Genomic DNA, 20,894 nt, shown 5'->3' on the forward strand with positions numbered 1-20,894 from the left:
CGCGCTTGCACCTGCGCCGCCTGCCCATATCCTGCAACTGTGATCCAACTTTCCTAATCTCAGCCTCATGTTCTCTGACCGCCAGCTTGATCTGTTCGACCACGTGGGCGGCGCTTTCGCCCAGCCGGAGAGCGGCCGCCTCACGATGCAGGAGCTTTACCGAATCGCAGCCGGCCGCGCCGGAATCCCTATGCAGGAAATGAACACCCGATCCCCCGTCGGTGAGAAGAAGACCCAGCGCAGCCTCCTGCAGCGCCAAGTGCGCTGGCACTGCCAGTCGCTCAAGGCCCAAGGCTTGCTCGAGCGTGTAGAGGACGCACGCGGCGTCTGGCAACTAACTGAAGCCGGCAAGCAGAAGCTCAGGAAGGCGCGCTCCGGCGTTTCAGTACTCGCATTCGACACGAAGCTTGGTATCGCGATCTGGGGCGATGCGCACCGCGTGTTCTCGTCCTGGAACGAACCGATCTTCCTTTGTCTGACTTCGCCGCCCTACCCGTTGCGCCGCCACCGCGCGTACGGAGGCCCGAGCGAGGCCGAGTACACCGACTTCATCACGCGGCATGTCGAGCCGATCGTGAAAAACCTTGTTCCTGGCGGCAACATCGTCTTGTCCGTCTCCCCGAACATCTTCGAGGAGGGATCACCCGCCCGCTCGCTGTATCTGGACCGCCTGACCATCGCTCTGTGCGATCGCCTTGGTCTGCGCCTGATGGACAAGCTGATATGGGTGAGCAACCAGGCGCCCGGCCCCTTCCAGTGGGCGAGCAAACACCGAATGCAACTGAACACGGGCTACGAGTACCTGCTTTGGTTCTGCAACGATCCGCGCCAGTGCATTGCCGACAATCGCCGCGTACTAGAGCCGCATACCGAGAAGCACAAGAAGTTCATTGCCGCGGGTGGCGTAAAGAAGGCGCGCGTGTGCAGCGACGGCGCGCACCGGCAGGTGCTCGGGGCGTACAGCAACCCGACCGAAGGCCGGATCATGCGCAACGTGATCTACGAGGCAAATACCTGCGCTAGCCAGCGAGCGTACAAGAAGCGGGCCCGCGAGCTTGGCCTCGAGGCGCACGGCGCACCAATGCCGCTTGCGCTCGCGCGTAAGCTGATCCGCTTCATGACCGAAGCAGAGCAACTGGTCGTGGATCCATTTGGTGGGTCGATGACGACGGGCCTCGCCGCCGAGAGCGAGGGGCGGCGCTGGGCGTCGACCGAGCTCGTCTACGATTATGTGCGCGGCGGTGCGGAACGCTTCACGACTGATGACGACGTCGAAATCCACCTGCCGCTGACCACGTGAAGCGGAAAAGGATGCGTCCGCCCCCATCAGGGCGACGACATCCCCGCGACGACCGAAGATCGATCGGAACGAGGTTGTAATTGAACTAGACCCGTTTCGCGTGGCCGCCGAATGAATCGTCGGCCTTAGCTACTTCGCACACGTAATAGGTTATCTCGGTCAGATGGGCGTCCTCAGGCATGACCTGTTGCTTCGCGCGAGGTCGGGCTAGTCACGCGTCTCACTCAGGACCATTGAGGTCAATAGACGCTTCGCTTCCCCATAAAAAAACCGCCGGCTCCGAAGAGCACGGCGGGTAGGGTTTCAGGTTGATAGTTACACGCGAGGCGACGGATTATCCGCTCGTTCGCAATGCTGTTTCCATTCGTCCGAAAGGTCCGTGTACTTCAGCCAACGATCCGCCGAGGGCAGCGTTTGAAGCACCTTGGCAACTGCGGTTTCTCCGGGCCAGACCTCAATGGCTTCACCGTTGAGGATTGCCTGCTGAAGGTACATCAGGTCCGTCAGCGTTCTGATACCATGCTCGTCCGCAATCCCGTCGAGCGTTTCCACGGAGGCCAGCAGTTCGATAAAGAAGAGCTTCGCCCCGTCGCAATCAGCATGGCGCTGCGCCTCGGTCCGCTGCGACTCCACCTTCCAGCATTCCGTCCCAGCATCGAACTGCGTCGTAGGAACGTAGTTTCTGGAGTTGAGATATTCGTCGCTATCTCCAACTTCATCGACCAGCGCTCCTACAACCTCATCCGCGTACTCACCGCGCGTGAATTCCCGGCACAGATCCACGGATGCTTCCGCTTTCTCTATGGCATTGAGTTGTGACGACGCACTCGGCACTTCGACCGGCACCCGGACGACGGCGTACAGGTGTACGCGATAGGCCTTGTCGGCCGCCGATTCCGGCTCCTTCGAGTCGACATCATCGTGGACCGAGCCCACCAATTCGGCCGATCCTTCGGAGACTTCCCAGTTGCCTTCGAGATCCAGGTCGATATTGCCTTCACCGTCCCTGACCATCATGTCTGCCAACGTGGCCAACAATGCTCGCGGTGGAGTGAATGCCTCTGCTGCGTCCTCGTCGACGGCCAATACGCGCAGCTTTATGCACAGGAATACCTTCTTTCCGATCTTGTCTCCTTGCCCATCATCATCAGTGATGTAACCGCCGACGATAGCCACAACTCCTGCCGGCAGAGTTTTTTCCTTCGTAGCGGTTTCGGTGAAGCCAGCCGCCTCGGATTCGCTGAGTACCCGACCGGAAAGGTCCGAGGTCGTGAATCCCACGTCTTCGAACTGGATTTCGAATTCCCGGTGTTCAACTTTCGACAGTTTCGCTGCATTCATTTTGCCTCTCCAAATTGATTGCGGGAGGCGTCCCCAACGGGGAGCGCGTCCCCGCGGGCTTTGAAAATTGCTGTTGATCGGTGTCAACGAACTCGTGCCATTAGATGGCGATTAAGAAGCCAGACGTTGCTCGCAATAACTGACTCGGAAGCTCCAAAGCTTTCGAGGCATGGCCATTTGACCAACTTCGTTCCCTGCCGGCCGGGAGACAAGCCGCCGTGCCGACCGAAGCATCCTGTCGCAGGCCGTGGCGGCGTGCAGCGCGATCGCGCGGACCGGGCCGCGATTCTTGGTGCCACTGAACGCAACAACGACAGCTTGTCCGCTAATGCACAGTCGGATAATCCGCGGAGAAACCCGCGTTCACCGGCCCCAAGGGGCGCGGCAAACACGGTGCGTTTCATGACGGCGGGGCCGTCTTCAGGTTACTGATGGGATTCCATGTAGCGCCCGACCCACTCCGCGCGCTTCTCGATCGGCTCAGCGTCGAAGTTGCGGTGGTAGTGCAGGCCTACCCACTCCCCAACCGTGTCGATATCCGGGTACGCCACGCGGCGGCCGAGGGCCACTTCTACAACGTAACGCGCACGAGTGACCCAGTCGACTTCGTTTCCGTGGACCGAATCGAACGTGATCGCTCGGCCCAGTCCGTCCAGGCACGCGGCGACTTCGGACAGCGCGGTCGTGAGGCTTTGGTTTGCAAAGCGGAGATTGCCGAGCTTCGTGAGCAAGCTATCCGGGCCCTTCGACTCGTGCAGCTCGGTCAGTGGCTCGGTGATCTTCTCGACGTCGCCGTCATCTTCGCCGAAACCCTCGTAGTCGATACCGGGTTCGACCGCACAGCCGAACACATCGACTACCTCGATCTCGAAATCCGATAGGTCCTCGATACCCTGATGGCCGTGGAAGACCTTGAGCGCGATCTCGGCAAGTTCTTCGCGACACAGTGTCTGATCATTCTGGACTGCCTGGCCGAAGTTGACCTTATACAGGCCTGCCGCGCCCTCGTCTTCCGAATTGCCGACCTTCTCGCTGACCAGTCGCACGTTGACGAACAGGCGCGCGATGTAGTTATCGTCGACCTCGTCGTCATGGTTGTCGGTGATATAGACCGACTTATGGCCGTCCGCGATCAAATCGGTACGGATATGCAGTGCTTCACGAAGATCGTGCGTTTTATTGTCACACTCTCCTTCGCCATGCCAAACGTAGTATTCAATGTTCGTCTTGAAGCGTTTCCCATTCATGGTGCTCTCCTTTTGCCTCTCTGAGGCGACTGAAAAAGCGAGAGCGACTCGCGCTCAGGCAGTCAGTGACTGCTTGAACATCAGGTCATTGATGCCCGTTGGGCTGTTGAAAAATGGGGGAATCCCTAAGGTTGCAGGTTATCGCCGACGTGCATTATCAGCACTGTGGCAAGACCCGGCCGACACCCGTGTCGGGATGCCGGTCGGACTCGCTTCATGATTGCCGGGCGGCAGACCGCACGCTAGACTTCTGGACCTGAAAACTAGCCCACCATCGCGCGACTTTCCTTATAGTCGTACACCGTGCGCAAAGTCAGATTTGGATTCAACACATGGATCGTGTGGACGCCATCTTCATCTCGGGTAATGATCGACATGGTGTAATCCCCATTCGACAGCGCCCGGCCGATAGCCCCTCTAGCTCGGTGTCGGTCGAACAGGGCGTAGGAGAGATGCATCGCCTTGCGATACTCTCCGCGGACCCACACGACACCGCGAGTTCCATGCGGCGGAAGTTCGCCGTCGAGCGTTAGTCCGAGTCCATCGAGCCACTTCAGCAAATGTTCCCGCTTGTTGAAGGCGGTATGCGCGGTGCAGCAGTCCGTCTTAACCAAGTACCAATAGTCGCAGGTGCGATCGTGACCGTCCTGATCCAACGTGACGACGCACAATCCGCCGTGTCTGCTCACGACAGCAAGGCGCTCGGCAACCTGGACGTAGTCGTTCGAATTGCGGTTCATGAGTTCCCCTTTGAGGCCCTAACAGGGCGATGAAAAAGGAGAGAAGCTGACGCTATTTGACGCTTTTCGGTCTCGTCGACGGAAAAGGTTCTTTGAAGAAGGTATCGGCCGGCAAAAAATGCCGTTTCCTGAGATGCCAATTTAACGGCTGCTGTCACTATATCACGGAGAGATATCGCGAAGATACCGCCGCCGGCGTCCCATGACGGGATGCCGGCGAGCGTGGTTTCCATGGAACAAGCAAAGGCGAGCGGCACTTATTCGCCGCTCTCCTCGTCCTCACCTTCCTAGCCATCGACTCAGACGAGCTTGACTTGGCTTTCGTGAACGAATTCACCGTCTTCGTCGACGAACAAGATTTCTTCCAAAGGGCTCCGGACCGTCCGCTGGCCGTCCCAGTACACCTCGGTTCCGCCTTCAAAATCGAAGCTAAGTGAGCCGTCCGGCTTGCGCGTCGCGGTCGTGATGCCGCTCATACCATTCATCACCTCGTACGAGCCGGCGATCGGCCTTTCGTCCATTGTGACGAGGCGCCCCGGCGTGCCGACGGCGACCTTGTCGTGTTGTCCGAACTTCAGGTCATCCTTCCTGGCACGAACGAGTTGCGCGCGCTCTACCTGCAGCTTTGCGATCTCTGCGTCGATCGCTTCGATGGTACGGGTCGTGTTGCAATTCATGATTTTCGTCCTTGATGCCCTCATGGGCTGTGGGTAAAGAGTCAAGCCGCAGTGGCTTTCCCGTCCGAACGGACGGGGAAACCCGATGGGTCATCGGCGGGCTTCCGTTGCGCGTTGATGACGGTCAGTCGTTCTTGTTCCAGCACCAGCCAAACGCACCGATCGCGTAGAGCTTGATCTGCCGGCCATCCACCGTTACGGTTTCTGGCTCGAAGATCTCGGGCACGTACATCGGATCGTTGACGTAATCTGGATCATCTAGGATGAATTGGTCTTTTTCCGCGACGTACTTGAGCCCCACAAGATGCGGATGCTCTGTGACCTTCATTGCTTCCTCGAAGGTAAAGTACGGGCAATGCCACCCGTTCCAGCGCTCGCCGCAGCTATAGGCCTGATAGGATGGGCCTTCGTCGAGCGAGACCGATATGATCTCGAGCGTACGCTGCGCAGTGGCATCGACGTGAGCGTTGCTGTTCATGAGGAACTCCCTTTTTACCTCAGTGAGGCTGTTGATCAGAAGTGAGCCTCGGGCTCAGCGAGGCACGTTGCCTGGCTGAACCGGATAATCGGGATCGGGGTTCTGCCGGCCGCCCCGAAGGGCAGCGCGGCAGAGCCAAAACTAGGTTGATACGTTACTCGCTCGGCGTCGGCTGGCCCGCATGAACGGCCACTTCGAGTTTGAGGACGTCGACGGCGTTGAGCGCCGCCTCGTCGACCGTCGCAAAGCTACGCTCGCACCCGTTGCCTTCATCGCCCAGCCAATTCCACATGCCGTGAACTTCAGGCTTCTGGGCTTCGACTAGCTTGACATTGTTGTCTTCGCACAGGAGGCGGGCCCAGAGGCCACGGCGATGTTGCCTCAGCCAGCCCATCGCCTCGCGCTCGTCCACCAAGCACTCGAAGCCTTGCTGCTCACGAGTACCGTTCGTGGCTCGGCAAAATGCAAACAGTCCCTCGATATCCGGGTTGCTGTCCTCGAAGTGCCTCGCCACGTCATCCGCTGCATAATCTCCCGTCCAACCGATACCGTGCAGGTCGATGATTGCCTGATCGGTCGCTACCGCGAACCACGCGGCCGCATCGAATTTGACGGTGATGCTCTTTGCGTCGGTGTAGACCGCAGCCGCCACCGAAGGCGTCAGCAGGATCTGGGCCGCGTTCACGTCAGAGGCGCCAGCCTCGTCCTCCTCATCAGCAGATCGCTTCGCATAGGCTGCGAACTCGGTGAAGAGGTTGCGATCGCGCAGAAAGCCTTCGAGGTGGATGATCTGCGACTCCGCGTTCCAGCCCTGAACATTACACACGTCGTGCCATGCTTTCTCCGGGTTGGTAGCCTCCGCAGATTCGACCGACATCCACTCGATAGCCGCATCGTCGCTGCAGACCACGAGGAAGCGTTGAAGGACCTTGGCTTCGTTCTCTTCGATGGGCGTCACGCTGGCGGGCGAAAGGAAAAGCTCACGACCGTTGTGATAGAAACCGTTGTCGCTCGGCTCGCCCTCTTCGTCGTAAAACGACTGGGCGATGTCGCGGAGCTTGTCTTCCGGTGAGCCGCAGACCTGCAGCAGAACCTTGTGCCCATACATATACTCACCGTTGCGCTCTTGCAGCACGCCAACGAACCACGTAGCTGCCTGAGGTTCCGGTGCTTTCGTTTGAATATTGCTAGTCATCGCTCTATCCTTTTTGCCCGTTGGGCCGTTGAAAAAAGGAAGAAGCATGCAGCTCGGCAAGACGGCTTGCCTTGTCGAACCTGACAACTGTTGTGCGCCACGCCGCCCCCCCCACGAGGGGAGGCACGGCGGGCTTGGTTTCCTTTGCCGGAACGGCGATTACGAAGCGATCTGAAGATCCGACTGCGAAATGGCTGCGCTGCTCCGCACGTGTGGGTGTTCGTCGTTCAGGAGCGCATGACGGGCAGCAGCATCGCACTTCGCGAAGAGCATATCCGCGATTGCGAAGCGAACGCCGCGATCCAAACCCCGCAGGTCGGCCGCCACGATCATGTCACGCTGGCTTAGCCTTTCAAATTCCGCCTCGCGCAGTTGATACAGTTGGTGAACAACTGGCAGCGGCATCGAGCCCTTGACCGGATACCGCTCGGCCAGGACCTGGGACGTCACCGTCCCCAAGATCTCCGTGTAGTGGAAAACGAACACCGTACCGTCGACGCTGGCCGATACCACGTTCAAAGCGTTGAAGTCCGTATTCACGAACCCTATCACCGCCTTGTCGTGGAAATCGATTTCGACTGCGGTGCCCGATTCATACGTCACCGAATGCGGGTCCGTCAGCCTCGCTAGATGTTCGGCGCTCAGGAAGTATCCATCCCCGTCCCGCTTCGAAACGGGCATAACCTTGTTGCCGACTACGATGTTCTCGGTCATGAGCGTCACGTAGTCTGCGCCTTCGTCAGACATCTCGATGTCAAATACGTGGCCGGATATGAAGTCCAGTTTCGCCTTGGACTTGACGTTGCCCTCTGCCCACACGGAAATGAAGTCGACCTCCAGGCTATGTCCCGGGAGCTTCCTGGCAATCTTTCGGCATTCAAGCCGCCCAGCGTCGTACCACTTCTCCCACGCTGCTCGATCCGCCAGAGCTGTGATCTCGTCGTTCGATGCGCCCTCCGGAACGTGGAGATCGAACCAAACGTCCTTCTGGTCGTGGTGCTTCTCCGCGCGGGTGGACGCATTTGGATACCAGTCGACGCCGCCAACCGTGTCACCTTCCAGCGCGGCACAGTAGACGGTCCGCGCGCCAATAGGCGATGTCCCCTTCGGCAAGCCCAGCAAAGCCTCCGCGTCCGGGAGCCACGCCGACAGAATGGGGTTGCCTTCCGCGTTGGCGATTCGCACACGCTCAACGGCGTGGCGAAGGCATTGCGACAGTTGCGATTCGACTTTGCTGTTCATGGTTCGCTCCTAATTGCCCAAATGGGGCTGTTGAAAATTAGGGAGCGTAGAGCTCGGCGAGTCTAGCGGACTGGCCGAACCGCAGCGATGCGGCTTGGAGGATCGAGACGGGCTAAGAGCCCTGAGATGCCGAATTAACGGCGTGCAAATAATATACCACAGGAGGCGCGGATTCTGGGCCGCACCGGCCGCCCCAGTGGGCGGCTCGGTGGGCTGGTTTCAGGTTGACGGGTTACTTCCTCTACGCCGCTGGCTTGTGCGCGATCTGCTGGTCGACACTCCGCTCCGGTCATGCTGTAGCGAAGACCTCATTTGGCAGATTTGGCTCCAAGCGCTCTCGCACTGAATCGTTTTCCATGAAGGCCTGTTACTGCTCAGGCGTCACCAAGTGCCACATCTCGACGATGCCGCCCTCCCTAGTCACCTGCTTTGTGAGCAGGGCTATCGGGTCCGCCATGAATCTGGGCCGCGACGAAGCAAAGCTAGGCACGTCGCTTCAGCATCAAAGGTGGGAGAACTGGCACATCCCGATCAGTCGTTGCTCAGCACCCCGAGCCAGGTATGTTACCCAGCGCCTTCTTGGCTGCCTGTACAGCCTTTATGCCCCGGACGCCGAGTGGCGTATATTCCACCGCCTGCACCAACTCGGATGTGACTTTGACCAGAGCCTTCACCCAACCAGCAAGCTCCTTCGGCGCGGCCTCGATCTGGCAATCTCCGGCAGCATCATCCGCGTTGAAGTCCGATGGAAGCGCGACCCGGAAGAATTCGAAGTCGATCTCGTTCGCAGGTCGAAGGCGCGTGTTCCCGTGCACGATCGTCGCAGGTCCGTTCATGGGGTTGTGACCTCTGCGCTTCACGCTGCCGGCGAGCACGCCCATGACGTTCGGCGTCTCATCGATCAAATATCCGAGCGTGTGCTCGTCCATGACCACGTACTTCGCGTTCGTCGATTTCGTTTTGGTGTCGCTGTTCATGCGTCGCTCCTGTGATGCCCTAGTCGGGCAGTTGATGAGGAGTGAGCGAGAGCTCGGCGAGTCTGGCGGACTGGCCGAGCCGCAGCGATGCGGCTTGGAGGATTGAAAAGGGTTGTGCACCCTGAGATGCCGAACTAACGGCGTGGGGGCGACTAAACCCCGGAAGGTGCTGGTTATCGGCCGCACCGGCCGCCCAGATGGGCGGCGCGGCGGGCAAATTTAAGGTTGATGAACTGCGGCCAGAACCGGCACCACAGATCGGCCGTCCATACGGTATTTCGGCACCTTCTCCACGCTCGGATAGTACGTGCCCCTTACCTGATCCCGGACTAGACCGAGTCGCTATTGATTCTCGGTACCTTGGCGTTCTCAGCGATCCACTTGAGCGCCTCCTCGACCGAGCCGACTGGGTGATACGCATACGCTCCGAACATGCTCCCTTCTCTCGTCGCCAGCGTCGTGTCGTACAGGTACACGGCCTCGACGTAGACATTGACGCGCAGACTGTCTTCCGCGGTCAAACCGACCGAGATGCCAATCGAGCTGTTGCTTCCGATACCGCGAGCGTCGGGATCCGTGATGACGAAGGCTCCACCAGAACGACCGTTGCTGTTGTAACGCTTCTCGACTGAGACGTCGAACGTATCCCGAAGGAACTCCGCCGCCCGGTCCATTGCGTAAGTCAGCCGGTCTACCGCCGAAACGCCCGCGCCGACCAGCATTCCCGTACCGGGCACCACAGCACCCAGCGAATCTCGGATTTCCGGACGTTGCGATTGAGTATTGCCGTTCATATCGTTCTCCTTTGATACCCCGTCGGGGTGGTTAGAAAACGAGAGAGCCTAAGGCTCGGCGAGGCATAGGCCTGGCCGAACGTCGCGGGGAATTAATTCTCCGACCATCCGATGATGTGCATCACCTAGCCCCCGAGCTGCTTCCACAAGGTGGCCTGGTTCCGATCCCAGACATCGGGGTGCGACACGGTCGCATCGCATCGTGAGCGTCAGATTGACTGGTCGCGACGCCAGGTCGAACATAAAGCTGGCCCACCACGCCCGCGCCCCATACTGGCGGCGCGAGGAGGTGTCCCGGATGCGTTTCAGGTTCCCTGATGGATGAGAATGTACGCCGCTCCCTCAGCACGCGCGGCAGCGATCACCGGCCCGAGGCGGCCTGGATCACCTTTGAACGTGACACTGAGGTTTAGCATAAACTCCCAAACGCCGTACTTACCGTTGCGACTGTGGACGTAGGCAGCGTTCGTTTCCACCCATTTCCACTCCGGCACCTGGTCCGGTATGTCATAGTCGTCGACGACGTCCTGCATCATCAGCGAAAGAACCGTCTGCGGCGCGCCGAACACACGCGCCGCCCCCTCTTCCTTGATCCCTAGTTGCCCGAGGAGGAAAGCGTACGGCAGACCGTTCAGCTTGCACACGTTCGCCTTGGCCTGGACGGCTTGCTCGAACAGGAGCGTGCCACCGCCTTCTCCATAGTCGAACTCCGCATCACCCATCATGCAGAGCGATGCCATCAGCCGGCGGTCGAAAGTTGGTGCATCCGCGACTTCCGTCCAGTCGTGTCTGTCCATCTCCACGCCATTCGGCAAGACAATAGTGTGGATGTCGATTGCGGCGCCATCGTCCTCAAGCTGAGGAGCATTGCCCGCCTGGTCCTTGAACGGGTACTCGATCACGACGTCGCCCGTCTCGTAAAGAAGCCCCTTTGCTTCGAAGTCGATCGGATAGCAAGTGTCCGTCGCGATGACCTTCACCGAGTACGGGAAGAACGTGCGCGGGATGATCGGAACGCTGTCAGTTCTCTTCGCTTCGTTGGCTTTCGGATTCATGGTGTGCTCCATTTATGCCTTGAAAAGGCGGTCGAAAGAGGAGCGAGCGATGGCTCGGGGCATGCTTGATGGCCAGAGCCGCACCCAACCCGCCCCAAGGGCGAATCAGGTGCGTTCATGGATTACGCGGCGAAAATCTCAGGCGCCTTGTTGTCGACTTCACAGCGCCCGTCGCCTTCACGGACACACTCCAGCTCGATGCGTTCGAAGCAGCTGGGCCAGCTGTAAATGACTTCTGGTTCGTAGCCACCGAACTTCATATTCACGCGGCCCTCCGGTTGTCGGCGGCCGGAGCGATACGATCGAGGTTCTCGCTTATGAGGGAGACGAGCGCAGCGGGGTCTAGACGGCGGCCCTGCAGTTCGCTTTCCAGCACCATCTGCAGGTCGCTGAACACGTGCTCAGTGATGCTCCAGACATGGTCGACGCGCGCACGAGCGCGTTCAATGAATCCCCGGATCTCTTCCTCGCTTGCAGCCGAACCGCAACCGTCTCGACATACCGCCATCTCCCGCGCCACGGCGTCGATCGCTTCGTCCCTGGTACTGGCTTCGGCCTGCCCAGTGAAGGTTCCCTGCTCGTCATCGTCTTCCGCCCAGTGGATCCGGACCTCGAAGATGGATTTCATGGCTTTCCCCCTGTTGCCCGCTTGGGGCTGTTGAAAAAAGAGGGAGCATCACGCTCTGCGGGATGGCGTGACCCGGCAAAGCTGCAGCAGATTTTTGGTGTGGCGGCTGGCGCCTTGAGGTGGGATGCCGATCTAACGGCTGGGTAGGACTATAGCACACGCGATTTGGCGTGAGCGAAACCGGGGCTGATGCCGGAGTGACAAGCGCCGCTGGGCGTGCCCCAGTTGCATTCAAGGGGCCGTGGGAGAGCATGAAGGCGTTTCTACCGCCGAAAGGCATCACACGGAGCACATCATGCATTACGCCAACCCGTCGGCCATCGGCCACGAACTTCGCCCCCGCATGGCGGGCCTGCACCTGACGTTACACGCCTGCGAGCGCACCCTTTCCCGTACTGGCCTCCATGGCGAGCGCCTGCGCAGTTTCATCGCCCGGGGCGGCGCTATTATTCTGCCGTGGCAGAGCGAAACAGGTGACCGGATCCGCACCTATCACTTATTCTACAACCTGGAACAGGACGCGTTTTTTGTCGCCGTCCTCGCGCACCATCCGGCGCCGGATGCCCCTCCCTGTATTGTTACGGTGCTCACACAGGTGCAGTTCGAGAACGACGCGGGCCCAATCTCGGTCGCACGCATGCGCACGGCAGCCTTCCAGGCGCTCGACCCGGTGGCGTTCCGCGCTTGGGAGCTGCGCTACTTCGGTGGCGTGCTGCCGGCGGCGCGATACCGCGTCACGACCTGGTTCCGCCGCGACGATGACGCGCCCGGGGCGCGTCCGGCGCAGATGGTGTTTCACAACGCCCCGGTTTGCCGCGACTTCGTGGAGACGCACTCGCTCGAACAAGCGGCTGGCCACCCTGGCTTCCTCGACTGGTACCGCGCTCAGGCAGAGCAGCATGGCCTCCCGATCGAGCGTGTGGTCGCGATCCGCATCGCGGACACCCATCCTGTTGAGCTCGACGTTAGTGCGGCGGCGCTACCATGCTCATGCTGCTCGGGTCAAAACCCGGCCAATGGTATGTTCTCCGATTTCGCCCCGGCGAGCGCAGCTCAAGAAGATCAGTTGGCTCGTTAAGTTCTGCCGGAATCCGCCGATAGGACGGAAATCGCGTAAACTCGATTGGCCCTGTTCCACCTGAGGTTTTCGCTTGAGCATACGAGAAGGTAAGCGCCGCCACGCGCTAAGTCGCTATAGCCATGTCATAGGCGATATCCGTCTGGGCCGCCTCGCGCGCGAGCAGGCGCAGTCGGTGGCCTGCTTACCACCGTCTGATCTCGAGGCCGCCGTGCGCACCGGGTTCGCGGTTCTTCTGAGCTACACGGATCAGGAGTGCGGCTATCTCGGACTGTATGTGCCCGCTCGGGACAAGATCATCGTGTGCGCGGTAACGCTGAACGAAAGTGTTTTCGAAGACGGCCATCCCGTCATCGCCGAACTTCTCGACCTGGACGAGTTCGAGCACAAGGGCGGCGCGATCGACGTTGAGGTGCAGCGGCGCATCGCCGGCCGGCAGCTCAATCCCGTGGCCCTGCGCGCGTGGGAGGCAAAGCACCTCAGCGCGACATACTCGTGGCCACGGCCGCGCGTCTTCATCTATTTCGAGCTCGACGGCAAGGTGCACACGCACTACGCACGCCGCCCGCCCGTCTGTCGCGACTGGATAGACACGTACGGACTCGAGAACATTCTCGGTCACCCGGGCGTCTGGAACTGGTTTCGCCACGTCCTCATCGACGCAAAAATCGACCCCGAGACAGTCATCAGCCTGCGCGTCGCTGACGGCATCAAGATGCGTCTGGACATCGATCCCGAACAACGCTCCTGCCCTGACTGCAAGTACGCGCGCTTACCGTATGGGCCGGACACCGAAGAAGACAAGGCCCTCGACGTCGACGACGCAGCGCCGGACGCTGGCTCGGGCCGTCTCTTCGGTTGGCTTTCAGGCGTACTTAAGGGCAACTGATTTTATGCTTCGTGAATTCGGGACAGTTGGGGACCAGCTACAGGAGACCACATGAGCCGCCGCGCTTCCCGTCGCACGCATACCCCCACAAGCAAGACAACGTCTGGCCGCGCACCGAAGTCTGGCGGCGGCGCGGGCTGGCTGCTGGTAGTGCTCTTCCTGATCGGCCTGGGCGTGCAGGCTTCTGCCCTACCCGCAGCTGCGGCCGCTGCGTACTGGCTATTCTTCGTTGCCGTTGTGCTCTCGCGACGATCGCGGAAGAATAGGAGCACTGGCGTACCAGAACCGGCGCCCAACCTCGTCGCAGCTCCTGAGCCTGAGCAGGTTCCGGCCAAGCCCCCGCGGCAGCCCAGGGACGCACCACGCGCCACAACATCCTCCTCAGCCTCGATCGGGACTATGCACTCAGACCATTTCTTTGAGGCCCAACTGAAATCGGACAAGCCTGAAGTCTTCGTCATTCGGTCCTCTCCGAACCCGGTCCGCCCGCAGGACCTGGCTACGCATTGGGTACCGCCAGGCGTTCGCGTACAGGTGCGCCAATATTCGCTGCCAGACGGCCTCGTGTATCTCTGCAGTAGCGCTGAGCGCAATCGCCTCGAGCGCACCGAGCCGAGCCTGATTGACGAAAGCCTGCAGATTGGGCGCGAGGAAGACTTCACCGTCAACCACCTGCCGTATTATCCGACCTACGAGGGCGCTAGTCCGACCGCGCGCGCCGCGTACATTAACTGGCTGATTAGCGGCCGGCGGCACCCGAACGCGGGTCTCGGCTACGTATACCTATTCTTCTATGGCCTCGAGCGTCGCGCGATCATTGACGCGCGTAGCGACCAAGCGGCGCGAGACGAGATACCGGCCATCTGCGCTGAGCTCGAAGGTCTGATCGAGACATACAAAAACGGGACGTTCAATTGGCGAGCCCGACAGTTACTAGCCTTCTGCCGCTACATCTACGGTGCTGTGGACCTCACGCCGCCAGCTCTGCCGCTGGAAGGTAACCCGCATGTCGTAAAGGACCTTTGCCGAATCGGGCTCTCGCAGGCATACCACGAGCGCCACGAGCTTCCCGCGAAGTGGCTGGCGACATGGTACATAAGCGACGGCCGCTTCAACAAACCAGCCGTGGTGAAGCGACATCAGTTGCAGTTCGCCGCTATCTTCCAAGACCTTTGTGACCGGCAGTTCCGCAACAACCTAGCGACCTGGAGCCCGCCCCTTTCGACGAAGAGTCTCCAACTGTCGTATCAGCCTGTGTCAATGGTGCTGAGCGAGGTTCAGGAATCGGTAGCCATGGCCGATCTAACTTGCGAGGAAGCCGGACTCGGCCGGCTCGTCGAAACCATCGCTCTGTCCGCAACAGAGGAACTCACCCGGTATTCCCGATACGTCGCCAGGAGCGCTGAGCGGGCCGACGATCCGGTCTCGCGGCTGATGCTGCCCTGCCCGCTCTGGCCCGGCCAGGTCTGGGAGCGCCTTGCGCTGATCCTCGCAGAACTGAATGCCGGGGTCGATGTGACCGAGCCCTCGACTCTTGCGGCATTCCTTGCGCCGCTCGATGCGGACGACGTGCTTACCAAGATTCCGATTGCGGCCCTGCTGGGTCAGATGGATGGCTACATGGGCATTGGCGTCGAGCCCGATCCGCGACACGGATCGATCGCACCCAGCGCCGCCACACCGATCGTCTTCTTCCGTTCGGGGGAGTTGCCCCTGCCGGAAGCGTCGCGCGGTAAGAGCGCAGGTTTGCTGCCGGTCCATCTCAAGCACCACGCGCGGGTGGCCTGCGTCGCATTTCTCGCAGACCTGATCCGCATGGGCCTGCCGAATTCCGCCGCCGCGCTTGAACAGGCGAAGGCAATTGCACTAGAGTGGGGAGGACTGACAGCCGCAGCCCACGTGCGCCTGCAGGCCTTGTTGATCGCGCTGACCGCTCCGGAAGCTCCTGAGTTCAAGGGCAAGAGCGCGCTCAAGAAGCAACTAGCGTTGATCGACGCGCCCGATCGGGTATCTCTCACCCACGAGCTAGTCGCCGTTGCTCGGGCGGGCGGTGCGCTCGAGCAGGTCGCGGTGGTCCGCCAGTTGGAGAAATATTTTGCCCTGCTCGGTGCAGATCCGAAGGCCCTCTATGACATGGCGCATACGAGCTTGGGACTTGGCATGTCAGCGCCACCGGCACCGCGCGCGACCGCAGCACCAGGAGTGCTTGATACGGCCCGGATCGCTGCCCTGCGCAAGGAGACGGCCCGGGTCGACACGGTGCTCGGCTCTATCTTCACAGATGATGTGGACGGGGCAGTTGACCAAGCGTCAGCGATCGCCGCCTCGCCTGCCGCACCTCCTGATCACAACGTCACGGCACCGGCCGCCGTGGGCTATGCCTCGTTCTCCGCGCTGCCCTCGCTGGACGCCCGCCACAGCGATCTGCTGCGGGCTATGCTGGCTCAGGCAACGTGGACCGGCGAGGCTTTCGCTGCCTTGTGCGCGGAACGCGGCCTGATGTCGTCCGGCGCGATCGAACGGATAAACGACGCTGCCTTCGATGCATTCGATGAGGCTCTGCTCGAAGGCGACGATCCAATCGAGTTCAACCCGGGGCCGCTAGCGGAGTTGCGAAGCTAAGAAGGTTCGTTTGCATCCGCTTGAGGCGCCCATATATTCGAAGACATCTAACACGTCCGAGGGAACCCGATATGAAGCTCATCAAGACCGCACTGATCGCTGCCGCATTTGCACTTCCGCTTGCCAATGCGCATGCTGAAGGCTGTCTCAAGGGTGCCGCAGTCGGCGCAGTGGCCGGCCACTTCGCGGGCCACCACACCGTCTTGGGCGCGATGGCGGGTTGCGCGATCGGCCACCACATGGCCAAGAAGGAGCGCCAGCAGCGCCTCGCCGCCGCGCACGGCGCGAACGCGTATCAGCCCGCCAGCCACTAGCCGTTTAGCGGCCGCGCCCGGTGCGGGCGTAAGATGGAATGCTCGCACCCCTTCAGATCAGTTTTTGAAGGGGCAAGAGAACGTGGCAGTACCGACTGGCGGTAGGTTGTGTGTCAACTCCATTCTGATCTCCATTGCCTGTCACAAGCTAAGGTCGGCTAACCAGGCCACTGTTGTACCTGAAGTCCGACTTTCGATCCGTAACGCTTCGTTGAAAACGAATATTTCGCGACGAGGAATCCGACCTATGGTTGCAACGCTGAACGCCCCGCTCCGATATGTTTGCATCGCTGGTCGCGGTCGTGGTTTGGCCTCAAACCCTTGAACCGCTGCCCCTTGGGCTGGTTCAACATCATGAGCAAGCATTGCACTCGAGCAGGGCAAGTGCTCATTCAGTACCGCAGACGCCAGCCTATCTTCACGGGGCTGGCGTTTCTCGTGCTGACGGCTGCAAACATCCCCGTAACGGTAGCTACCATTCGAATCTGGAAGCAGCTGATCGTCGGTTGGGATAGCACTTCATGGAGCGTGCTTCAAGAGTTCTTTGACGATGCGCTTATAGCCACGCTTATCACCCTGTTCATTTGGCTTGTAGTCGGGTTGATTGCATGGGCTTGGCTGGCCGACCGTCGAGGTTCTGACTACGTACAATAGGCGACGAATGCCGAGACGAAAGTGGACGCATATGTGCTCCCATATTCACCAGATAATCTCGAAGGAATCCTAGTGACGACCTCGATTACAATCCGCCCGCGCGATCGCGACGCCCTCCTCCAGGCTCTCCGAGCCGGGGTTGTTCCGCGCACTGGCCAATACCTCATTCAGGTCGGTCGCGCCCGCGAGATACAAGCGCTGATCGCCGACATCGATCGCATCGCTGCGGGCGGCACGACCTTTCGGGTCGTGGTCGGAGCTTACGGCGCGGGCAAGACTTTCTTCCTAAATCAGGTGCGCGCGATCGCCCTTGAGAAGAAGCTTGTCGCGATCTCCGCGGATCTGAACCCGGACCGGCGCCTTCACGCGACTGGCGGCCAGGCGCGCTCTCTCTACGCCGAGTTGATGAAGAATATGGCGACGCGAAGCAAGCCGGATGGCGGTGCACTTGCCAGCGTGTTGGAGAAATTCATCGGCATGGTGCTCGATGAATCGCGTACGAGCGGCGACAACCCGGACCAACTGATCTTCCGCAAGTGCGCGCAGCTTACCGAGATGGTCGGTGGATACGATTTTGCCACGGTGGTCACAGCCTACTGGCGCGGCCACAACAATGGCAACGAAACGCTCAAGCTCGACGCGATCCGGTGGATGCGAGGTGAGTTCACAACCAAGACCGACGCCCGCCTGGCGCTCGGCGTACGTACGATCGTGGACGACTCAACCGTCTACGACCACATAAAGCTGATGGCCACGTTCGTGCGGCTCGCTGGGTACGGTGGTCTGCTTGTCGGTTTGGACGAGATCGTGAACCTCTACAAGCTGGCGAACACACAGTCACGCAACGCGAACTACGAGCAGTTGCTGCGCATTCTGAACGACGTCCTGCAGGGTACGATTGAGGGGCTCGGCTTCCTGATCGGCTGCACGCCAGACTCGCTGCTTGACACGCGGCGAGGCATCTACAGCTACGCAGCCCTGCAGTCTCGCCTCGCCGAGAACACCTTCTCGTCCGGCGGACTGGTGGACTATAGCCATCCCGTGTTGCGCCTGAGCGCACTGACGCGCGAGGATTTCTTCGTGCTGCTTGAAAAGATCCGGCTCGTCTATGCGTCCGGCGACCCGGCAAAGTTCCTATTGCCGGACGAAGGCATCGCAGCCTTCATGTCCCATTGCGAGCGGAGGGTCGGCGAGGCCTACTTCCGAACGCCGCGCACGACGATCACTTCGTTCATCAACCTGCTTGCCTTGCTCGACCAGTATCCGGACACGCCTTGGGATTCGCTGATCGAGCGGGTGGAAGTCGCCAAGGACGACGGCGCAGCCGTGGAAGCCGAGACAATCTCGGACGACAAGGGCGATGAAGGCCTCGCCGAGTTCAAGCTCTGATCACTAGGCCATGTCGACGCAATCCTCCAGTTTCGAACTCCTGCACCCGCTGATTCAGCAATGGATCTGGCAGGCTGGCTGGACGGAGCTCCGCGACGCTCAAGAGAAGTCGATCCCGCCCATCATCGCAGGTAACACGGACGTCATCATCTCTGCCGCCACCGCCGCCGGCAAGACCGAAGCCGCGTTCCTGCCGATCCTGAGCCGGCTGCTTGGTCCGGATGCGGCCGGCCACAGCGCCCTGTGCATCTCTCCGCTCAAGGCGCTGATCAACGACCAGTGGGACCGCCTCACGCAGCTATGCGAGACGTTAGAGATCCCGATCGTGCCGTGGCACGGCGATGTGGCTGCCAGCCGTAAGCAGGTCTTTGCCAAGAAGCGATCCGGCTGCGTACTGATAACTCCGGAATCGCTCGAGGCGCTCTTCTACAACCGCGGCTCCGGTATCGTGGGCCTGTTCGAGCGCCTCGACTACGTCGTGGTCGACGAACTGCACGCCTTCATGGGCAGCGAGCGCGGCATGCAACTGCAGAGCCTGCTTGACCGCCTCGAGGTGGCGCTCGGCCGGCACGTGCCGCGTATCGGCCTGTCTGCCACGCTCGGCGACATACAGCTCGCCGCCGCGTTTCTCCGCCCCGGCGAAGGTGCCAAAGTCACAATCATCGAGAGCGCGCAGTCGTCATCATCCCTCCGCATCCTGATCAAGGGGTATCAAGATGGACCACCGCAATTGTCAGATGAGGATGTCGAAGAGCGTGTGAAGCGCGGACAGCCGGTAAGTGCGATGGAGACGACCAGCTCTGGGATGCTCCAGATCGGGCGCCACGTCTACGACAACCTACGCGGCCGGAATCACCTGATCTTTCCGAACAGCCGTCAGAAGGTCGAGCAATACACCGCCCTCCTGCGCGCAATGTGTGAGCGCGACTGCGTGCCGGCCGAATTCTGGCCGCACCACGGTAACCTTTCCAAGGAACTGCGCGAGGAGACCGAGCGCGCGCTCAAGCAAACCGTCACGCCAGCGTCCGCCGTCGCGACGTCGACGCTTGAACTAGGCGTCGACATCGGCCCGGTCGAATCCGTCGTTCAGATCGGCCCGGCGCCGTCCGTCTCCAGCCTGCGGCAGCGGCTCGGCCGCTCCGGCCGGCGCAAGGGCACACCTGCGATCCTGCGCGGCTACGCGCTTGAGGCGCCACTCGATGCCCGCTCCACCGTGCCTGATCGCCTGCGCGAAGATATGGTTCAGCTCATCGCACAGGTTGACCTGCTGCTGCAGCGCTGGGTAGAACCGCCGCGCGTGGGCGGTATGCACCTCTCGACGCTGATCCAGCAACTGCTTTCGCTCATCGGGCAGCGCGGGGGCGTCATGGCAGCCGACGCATTCCGCCAACTCTGCGTGCGCGGTCCGTTCCGATCGGTCACGCAAGCGGACTTCGTCACGGTCCTGCGCGCACTGGGCGCAAAGGAAATTCTGATTCAGGACAGTTCAGGCCTCCTGCTGCACGGTCCGGCCGGGGAGGCAATCACGGGCCACTACAGCTTCTACGCGGCCTTCTCCAGCCCGGAGGAGTTCCGTCTAGTCTCGCGCGGCCGCACACTCGGCTCATTGCCGATGACCTCCCCGCTCGCCGAGGGCGATTTCCTGCTTTTCGCGGGTCGCCGCTGGAAGGTCGTGCGAATTGACGACGGCCAGAAAGTGATTGAAGTTGAGCCGGCCGCCGGCGGGCGGGCGCCGTCGTTCGGCGGCTCGCCGGGCATGGTGCACACGCGCGTGCGCCAGCAGATGCGCCAAATCCTCGCTACTGAGACACCGGTGCCGTTCCTTGACGAAGAGGCCCAGCGGCTGCTCAACGGGGCACGGGCGACATACCAGTCGTTCGGACTGGATAAAGCATGCCACGCGGACGATGGCGGAACTCTGCGGCTTTTCCTATGGCAGGGAGACGAGATTCAGACGACCTTGGCGCTGATGTTGAAGTTTTTCGGCATGGAAGCAGCAAACGAGGGGTTGTGCCTTGGGCTGGGCGGCGCGTCGATCAAAGAAGTCGAGCGGCTGATGACGCGCCTGGTCGAAGGCGAGCCGATGCATGCCGCCGACCTACTGCGTCACGTTGAGAACCTGGCCGTTGAGAAGTGGGATTCCCTCCTCCCCCCGCCACTGCTGCAGGTGAATTACGCGTCCCAGTTTCTCGACCTGCCCGGCACATACGCATTCCTGCGTCACCATTTGGATGCGTCGGATTCGCATTGAAGCAAGCAACCGTTCGACCGGTA

General features: G+C 60.7%; 20 protein-coding genes. 8 read left to right on the forward strand and 12 right to left on the reverse strand.

All coding sequences use genetic code 11. The annotated features are described in order from the left end of the window. The first annotated feature begins 67 nt into the window (after positions 1 to 67). On the forward strand, positions 68 to 1,300 hold the full coding sequence (locus tag PTE31013_RS19440) for a site-specific DNA-methyltransferase (protein ID WP_150609426.1): 1,233 nt from the start codon (positions 68 to 70) through the stop codon (positions 1,298 to 1,300). 315 nt (positions 1,301 to 1,615) lie between these two features. On the opposite strand, the gene PTE31013_RS19445 is transcribed toward PTE31013_RS19440, so the two are convergent. The 12 genes from PTE31013_RS19445 to PTE31013_RS19495 all read right to left on the reverse strand — a co-directional run bounded on the left by PTE31013_RS19445 (position 1,616) and on the right by PTE31013_RS19495 (position 11,674). Further along, entirely contained in the window at positions 1,616 to 2,641 is a 1,026-nt protein-coding gene (locus PTE31013_RS19445; protein ID WP_150609428.1) for a hypothetical protein, read from the reverse strand. Positions 2,642 to 3,066: 425 nt separating this feature from the next. After that, complete coding sequence (locus tag PTE31013_RS19450) at positions 3,067 to 3,888, reverse strand: hypothetical protein (protein WP_150609430.1); 822 nt, start codon at positions 3,886 to 3,888, stop codon at positions 3,067 to 3,069. Between the two features lie 263 nt (positions 3,889 to 4,151). Further along, positions 4,152 to 4,628, reverse strand: a complete 477-nt coding sequence (locus PTE31013_RS19455) for a hypothetical protein (protein ID WP_150609433.1) — start codon at positions 4,626 to 4,628, stop codon at positions 4,152 to 4,154. A 299-nt stretch (positions 4,629 to 4,927) separates the two neighbouring features. Next, on the reverse strand, positions 4,928 to 5,305 hold the full coding sequence (locus PTE31013_RS19460; RefSeq protein WP_150609435.1) for a hypothetical protein: 378 nt from the start codon (positions 5,303 to 5,305) through the stop codon (positions 4,928 to 4,930). A 124-nt stretch (positions 5,306 to 5,429) separates the two neighbouring features. Beyond that, entirely contained in the window at positions 5,430 to 5,783 is a 354-nt protein-coding gene (locus tag PTE31013_RS19465) for a hypothetical protein (RefSeq protein ID WP_150609437.1), read from the reverse strand. Positions 5,784 to 5,937: 154 nt separating this feature from the next. Further along, complete coding sequence (locus tag PTE31013_RS19470) at positions 5,938 to 6,978, reverse strand: hypothetical protein (protein WP_150614356.1); 1,041 nt, start codon at positions 6,976 to 6,978, stop codon at positions 5,938 to 5,940. 159 nt (positions 6,979 to 7,137) lie between these two features. Further along, positions 7,138 to 8,220: a hypothetical protein gene (locus PTE31013_RS19475; protein ID WP_150614357.1), complete on the reverse strand. Its 1,083-nt coding sequence runs from the start codon at positions 8,218 to 8,220 to the stop codon at positions 7,138 to 7,140. Between the two features lie 542 nt (positions 8,221 to 8,762). After that, positions 8,763 to 9,197, reverse strand: coding sequence for a hypothetical protein (locus PTE31013_RS19480; protein ID WP_150609443.1), 435 nt, complete (start codon positions 9,195 to 9,197; stop codon positions 8,763 to 8,765). 329 nt (positions 9,198 to 9,526) lie between these two features. Next, positions 9,527 to 9,991: a hypothetical protein gene (locus PTE31013_RS19485; RefSeq protein ID WP_150614358.1), complete on the reverse strand. Its 465-nt coding sequence runs from the start codon at positions 9,989 to 9,991 to the stop codon at positions 9,527 to 9,529. Positions 9,992 to 10,296: 305 nt separating this feature from the next. Next, positions 10,297 to 11,046: a hypothetical protein gene (locus PTE31013_RS24900; protein ID WP_174978639.1), complete on the reverse strand. Its 750-nt coding sequence runs from the start codon at positions 11,044 to 11,046 to the stop codon at positions 10,297 to 10,299. A 122-nt stretch (positions 11,047 to 11,168) separates the two neighbouring features. Then, entirely contained in the window at positions 11,169 to 11,312 is a 144-nt protein-coding gene (locus PTE31013_RS24905; protein ID WP_174966676.1) for a hypothetical protein, read from the reverse strand. Next, complete coding sequence (locus tag PTE31013_RS19495; RefSeq protein WP_150609448.1) at positions 11,309 to 11,674, reverse strand: hypothetical protein; 366 nt, start codon at positions 11,672 to 11,674, stop codon at positions 11,309 to 11,311. The genes PTE31013_RS24905 and PTE31013_RS19495 overlap by 4 nt, the downstream gene beginning before the upstream one ends. 295 nt (positions 11,675 to 11,969) lie before the next feature. Here PTE31013_RS19495 and PTE31013_RS19500 point away from each other — a divergent pair, with 295 nt between their 5' ends. The 7 genes from PTE31013_RS19500 (at position 11,970) to PTE31013_RS19530 (ending at position 20,871) form a co-directional block, all read left to right on the forward strand. After that, entirely contained in the window at positions 11,970 to 12,752 is a 783-nt protein-coding gene (locus PTE31013_RS19500; RefSeq protein ID WP_150614359.1) for a hypothetical protein, read from the forward strand. Between the two features lie 73 nt (positions 12,753 to 12,825). Beyond that, positions 12,826 to 13,641, forward strand: coding sequence for a hypothetical protein (locus tag PTE31013_RS19505; protein WP_150609452.1), 816 nt, complete (start codon positions 12,826 to 12,828; stop codon positions 13,639 to 13,641). A gap of 399 nt (positions 13,642 to 14,040) precedes the next feature. Next, entirely contained in the window at positions 14,041 to 16,263 is a 2,223-nt protein-coding gene (locus PTE31013_RS19510; protein ID WP_174966677.1) for a TerB N-terminal domain-containing protein, read from the forward strand. 71 nt (positions 16,264 to 16,334) lie between these two features. Beyond that, positions 16,335 to 16,577: a hypothetical protein gene (locus tag PTE31013_RS19515; RefSeq protein ID WP_150609456.1), complete on the forward strand. Its 243-nt coding sequence runs from the start codon at positions 16,335 to 16,337 to the stop codon at positions 16,575 to 16,577. Between the two features lie 384 nt (positions 16,578 to 16,961). Next, positions 16,962 to 17,231 carry a hypothetical protein gene (locus PTE31013_RS19520; RefSeq protein WP_150609458.1) on the forward strand — a complete coding sequence of 90 codons (270 nt, stop codon included), beginning with the start codon at positions 16,962 to 16,964 and terminating at the stop codon, positions 17,229 to 17,231. Between the two features lie 72 nt (positions 17,232 to 17,303). After that, a complete protein-coding gene (locus PTE31013_RS19525) occupies positions 17,304 to 18,620 on the forward strand; it encodes an ATP-binding protein (protein WP_150609552.1) in 1,317 nt (438 codons plus the stop codon). Positions 18,621 to 18,630: 10 nt separating this feature from the next. Beyond that, positions 18,631 to 20,871: a DEAD/DEAH box helicase gene (locus PTE31013_RS19530; RefSeq protein ID WP_150609460.1), complete on the forward strand. Its 2,241-nt coding sequence runs from the start codon at positions 18,631 to 18,633 to the stop codon at positions 20,869 to 20,871. Positions 20,872 to 20,894 lie beyond the last annotated feature (23 nt).

Source organism: Pandoraea terrigena (assembly GCF_902459705.1).
Classification (GTDB): Bacteria; Pseudomonadota; Gammaproteobacteria; order Burkholderiales; family Burkholderiaceae; genus Pandoraea; species Pandoraea terrigena.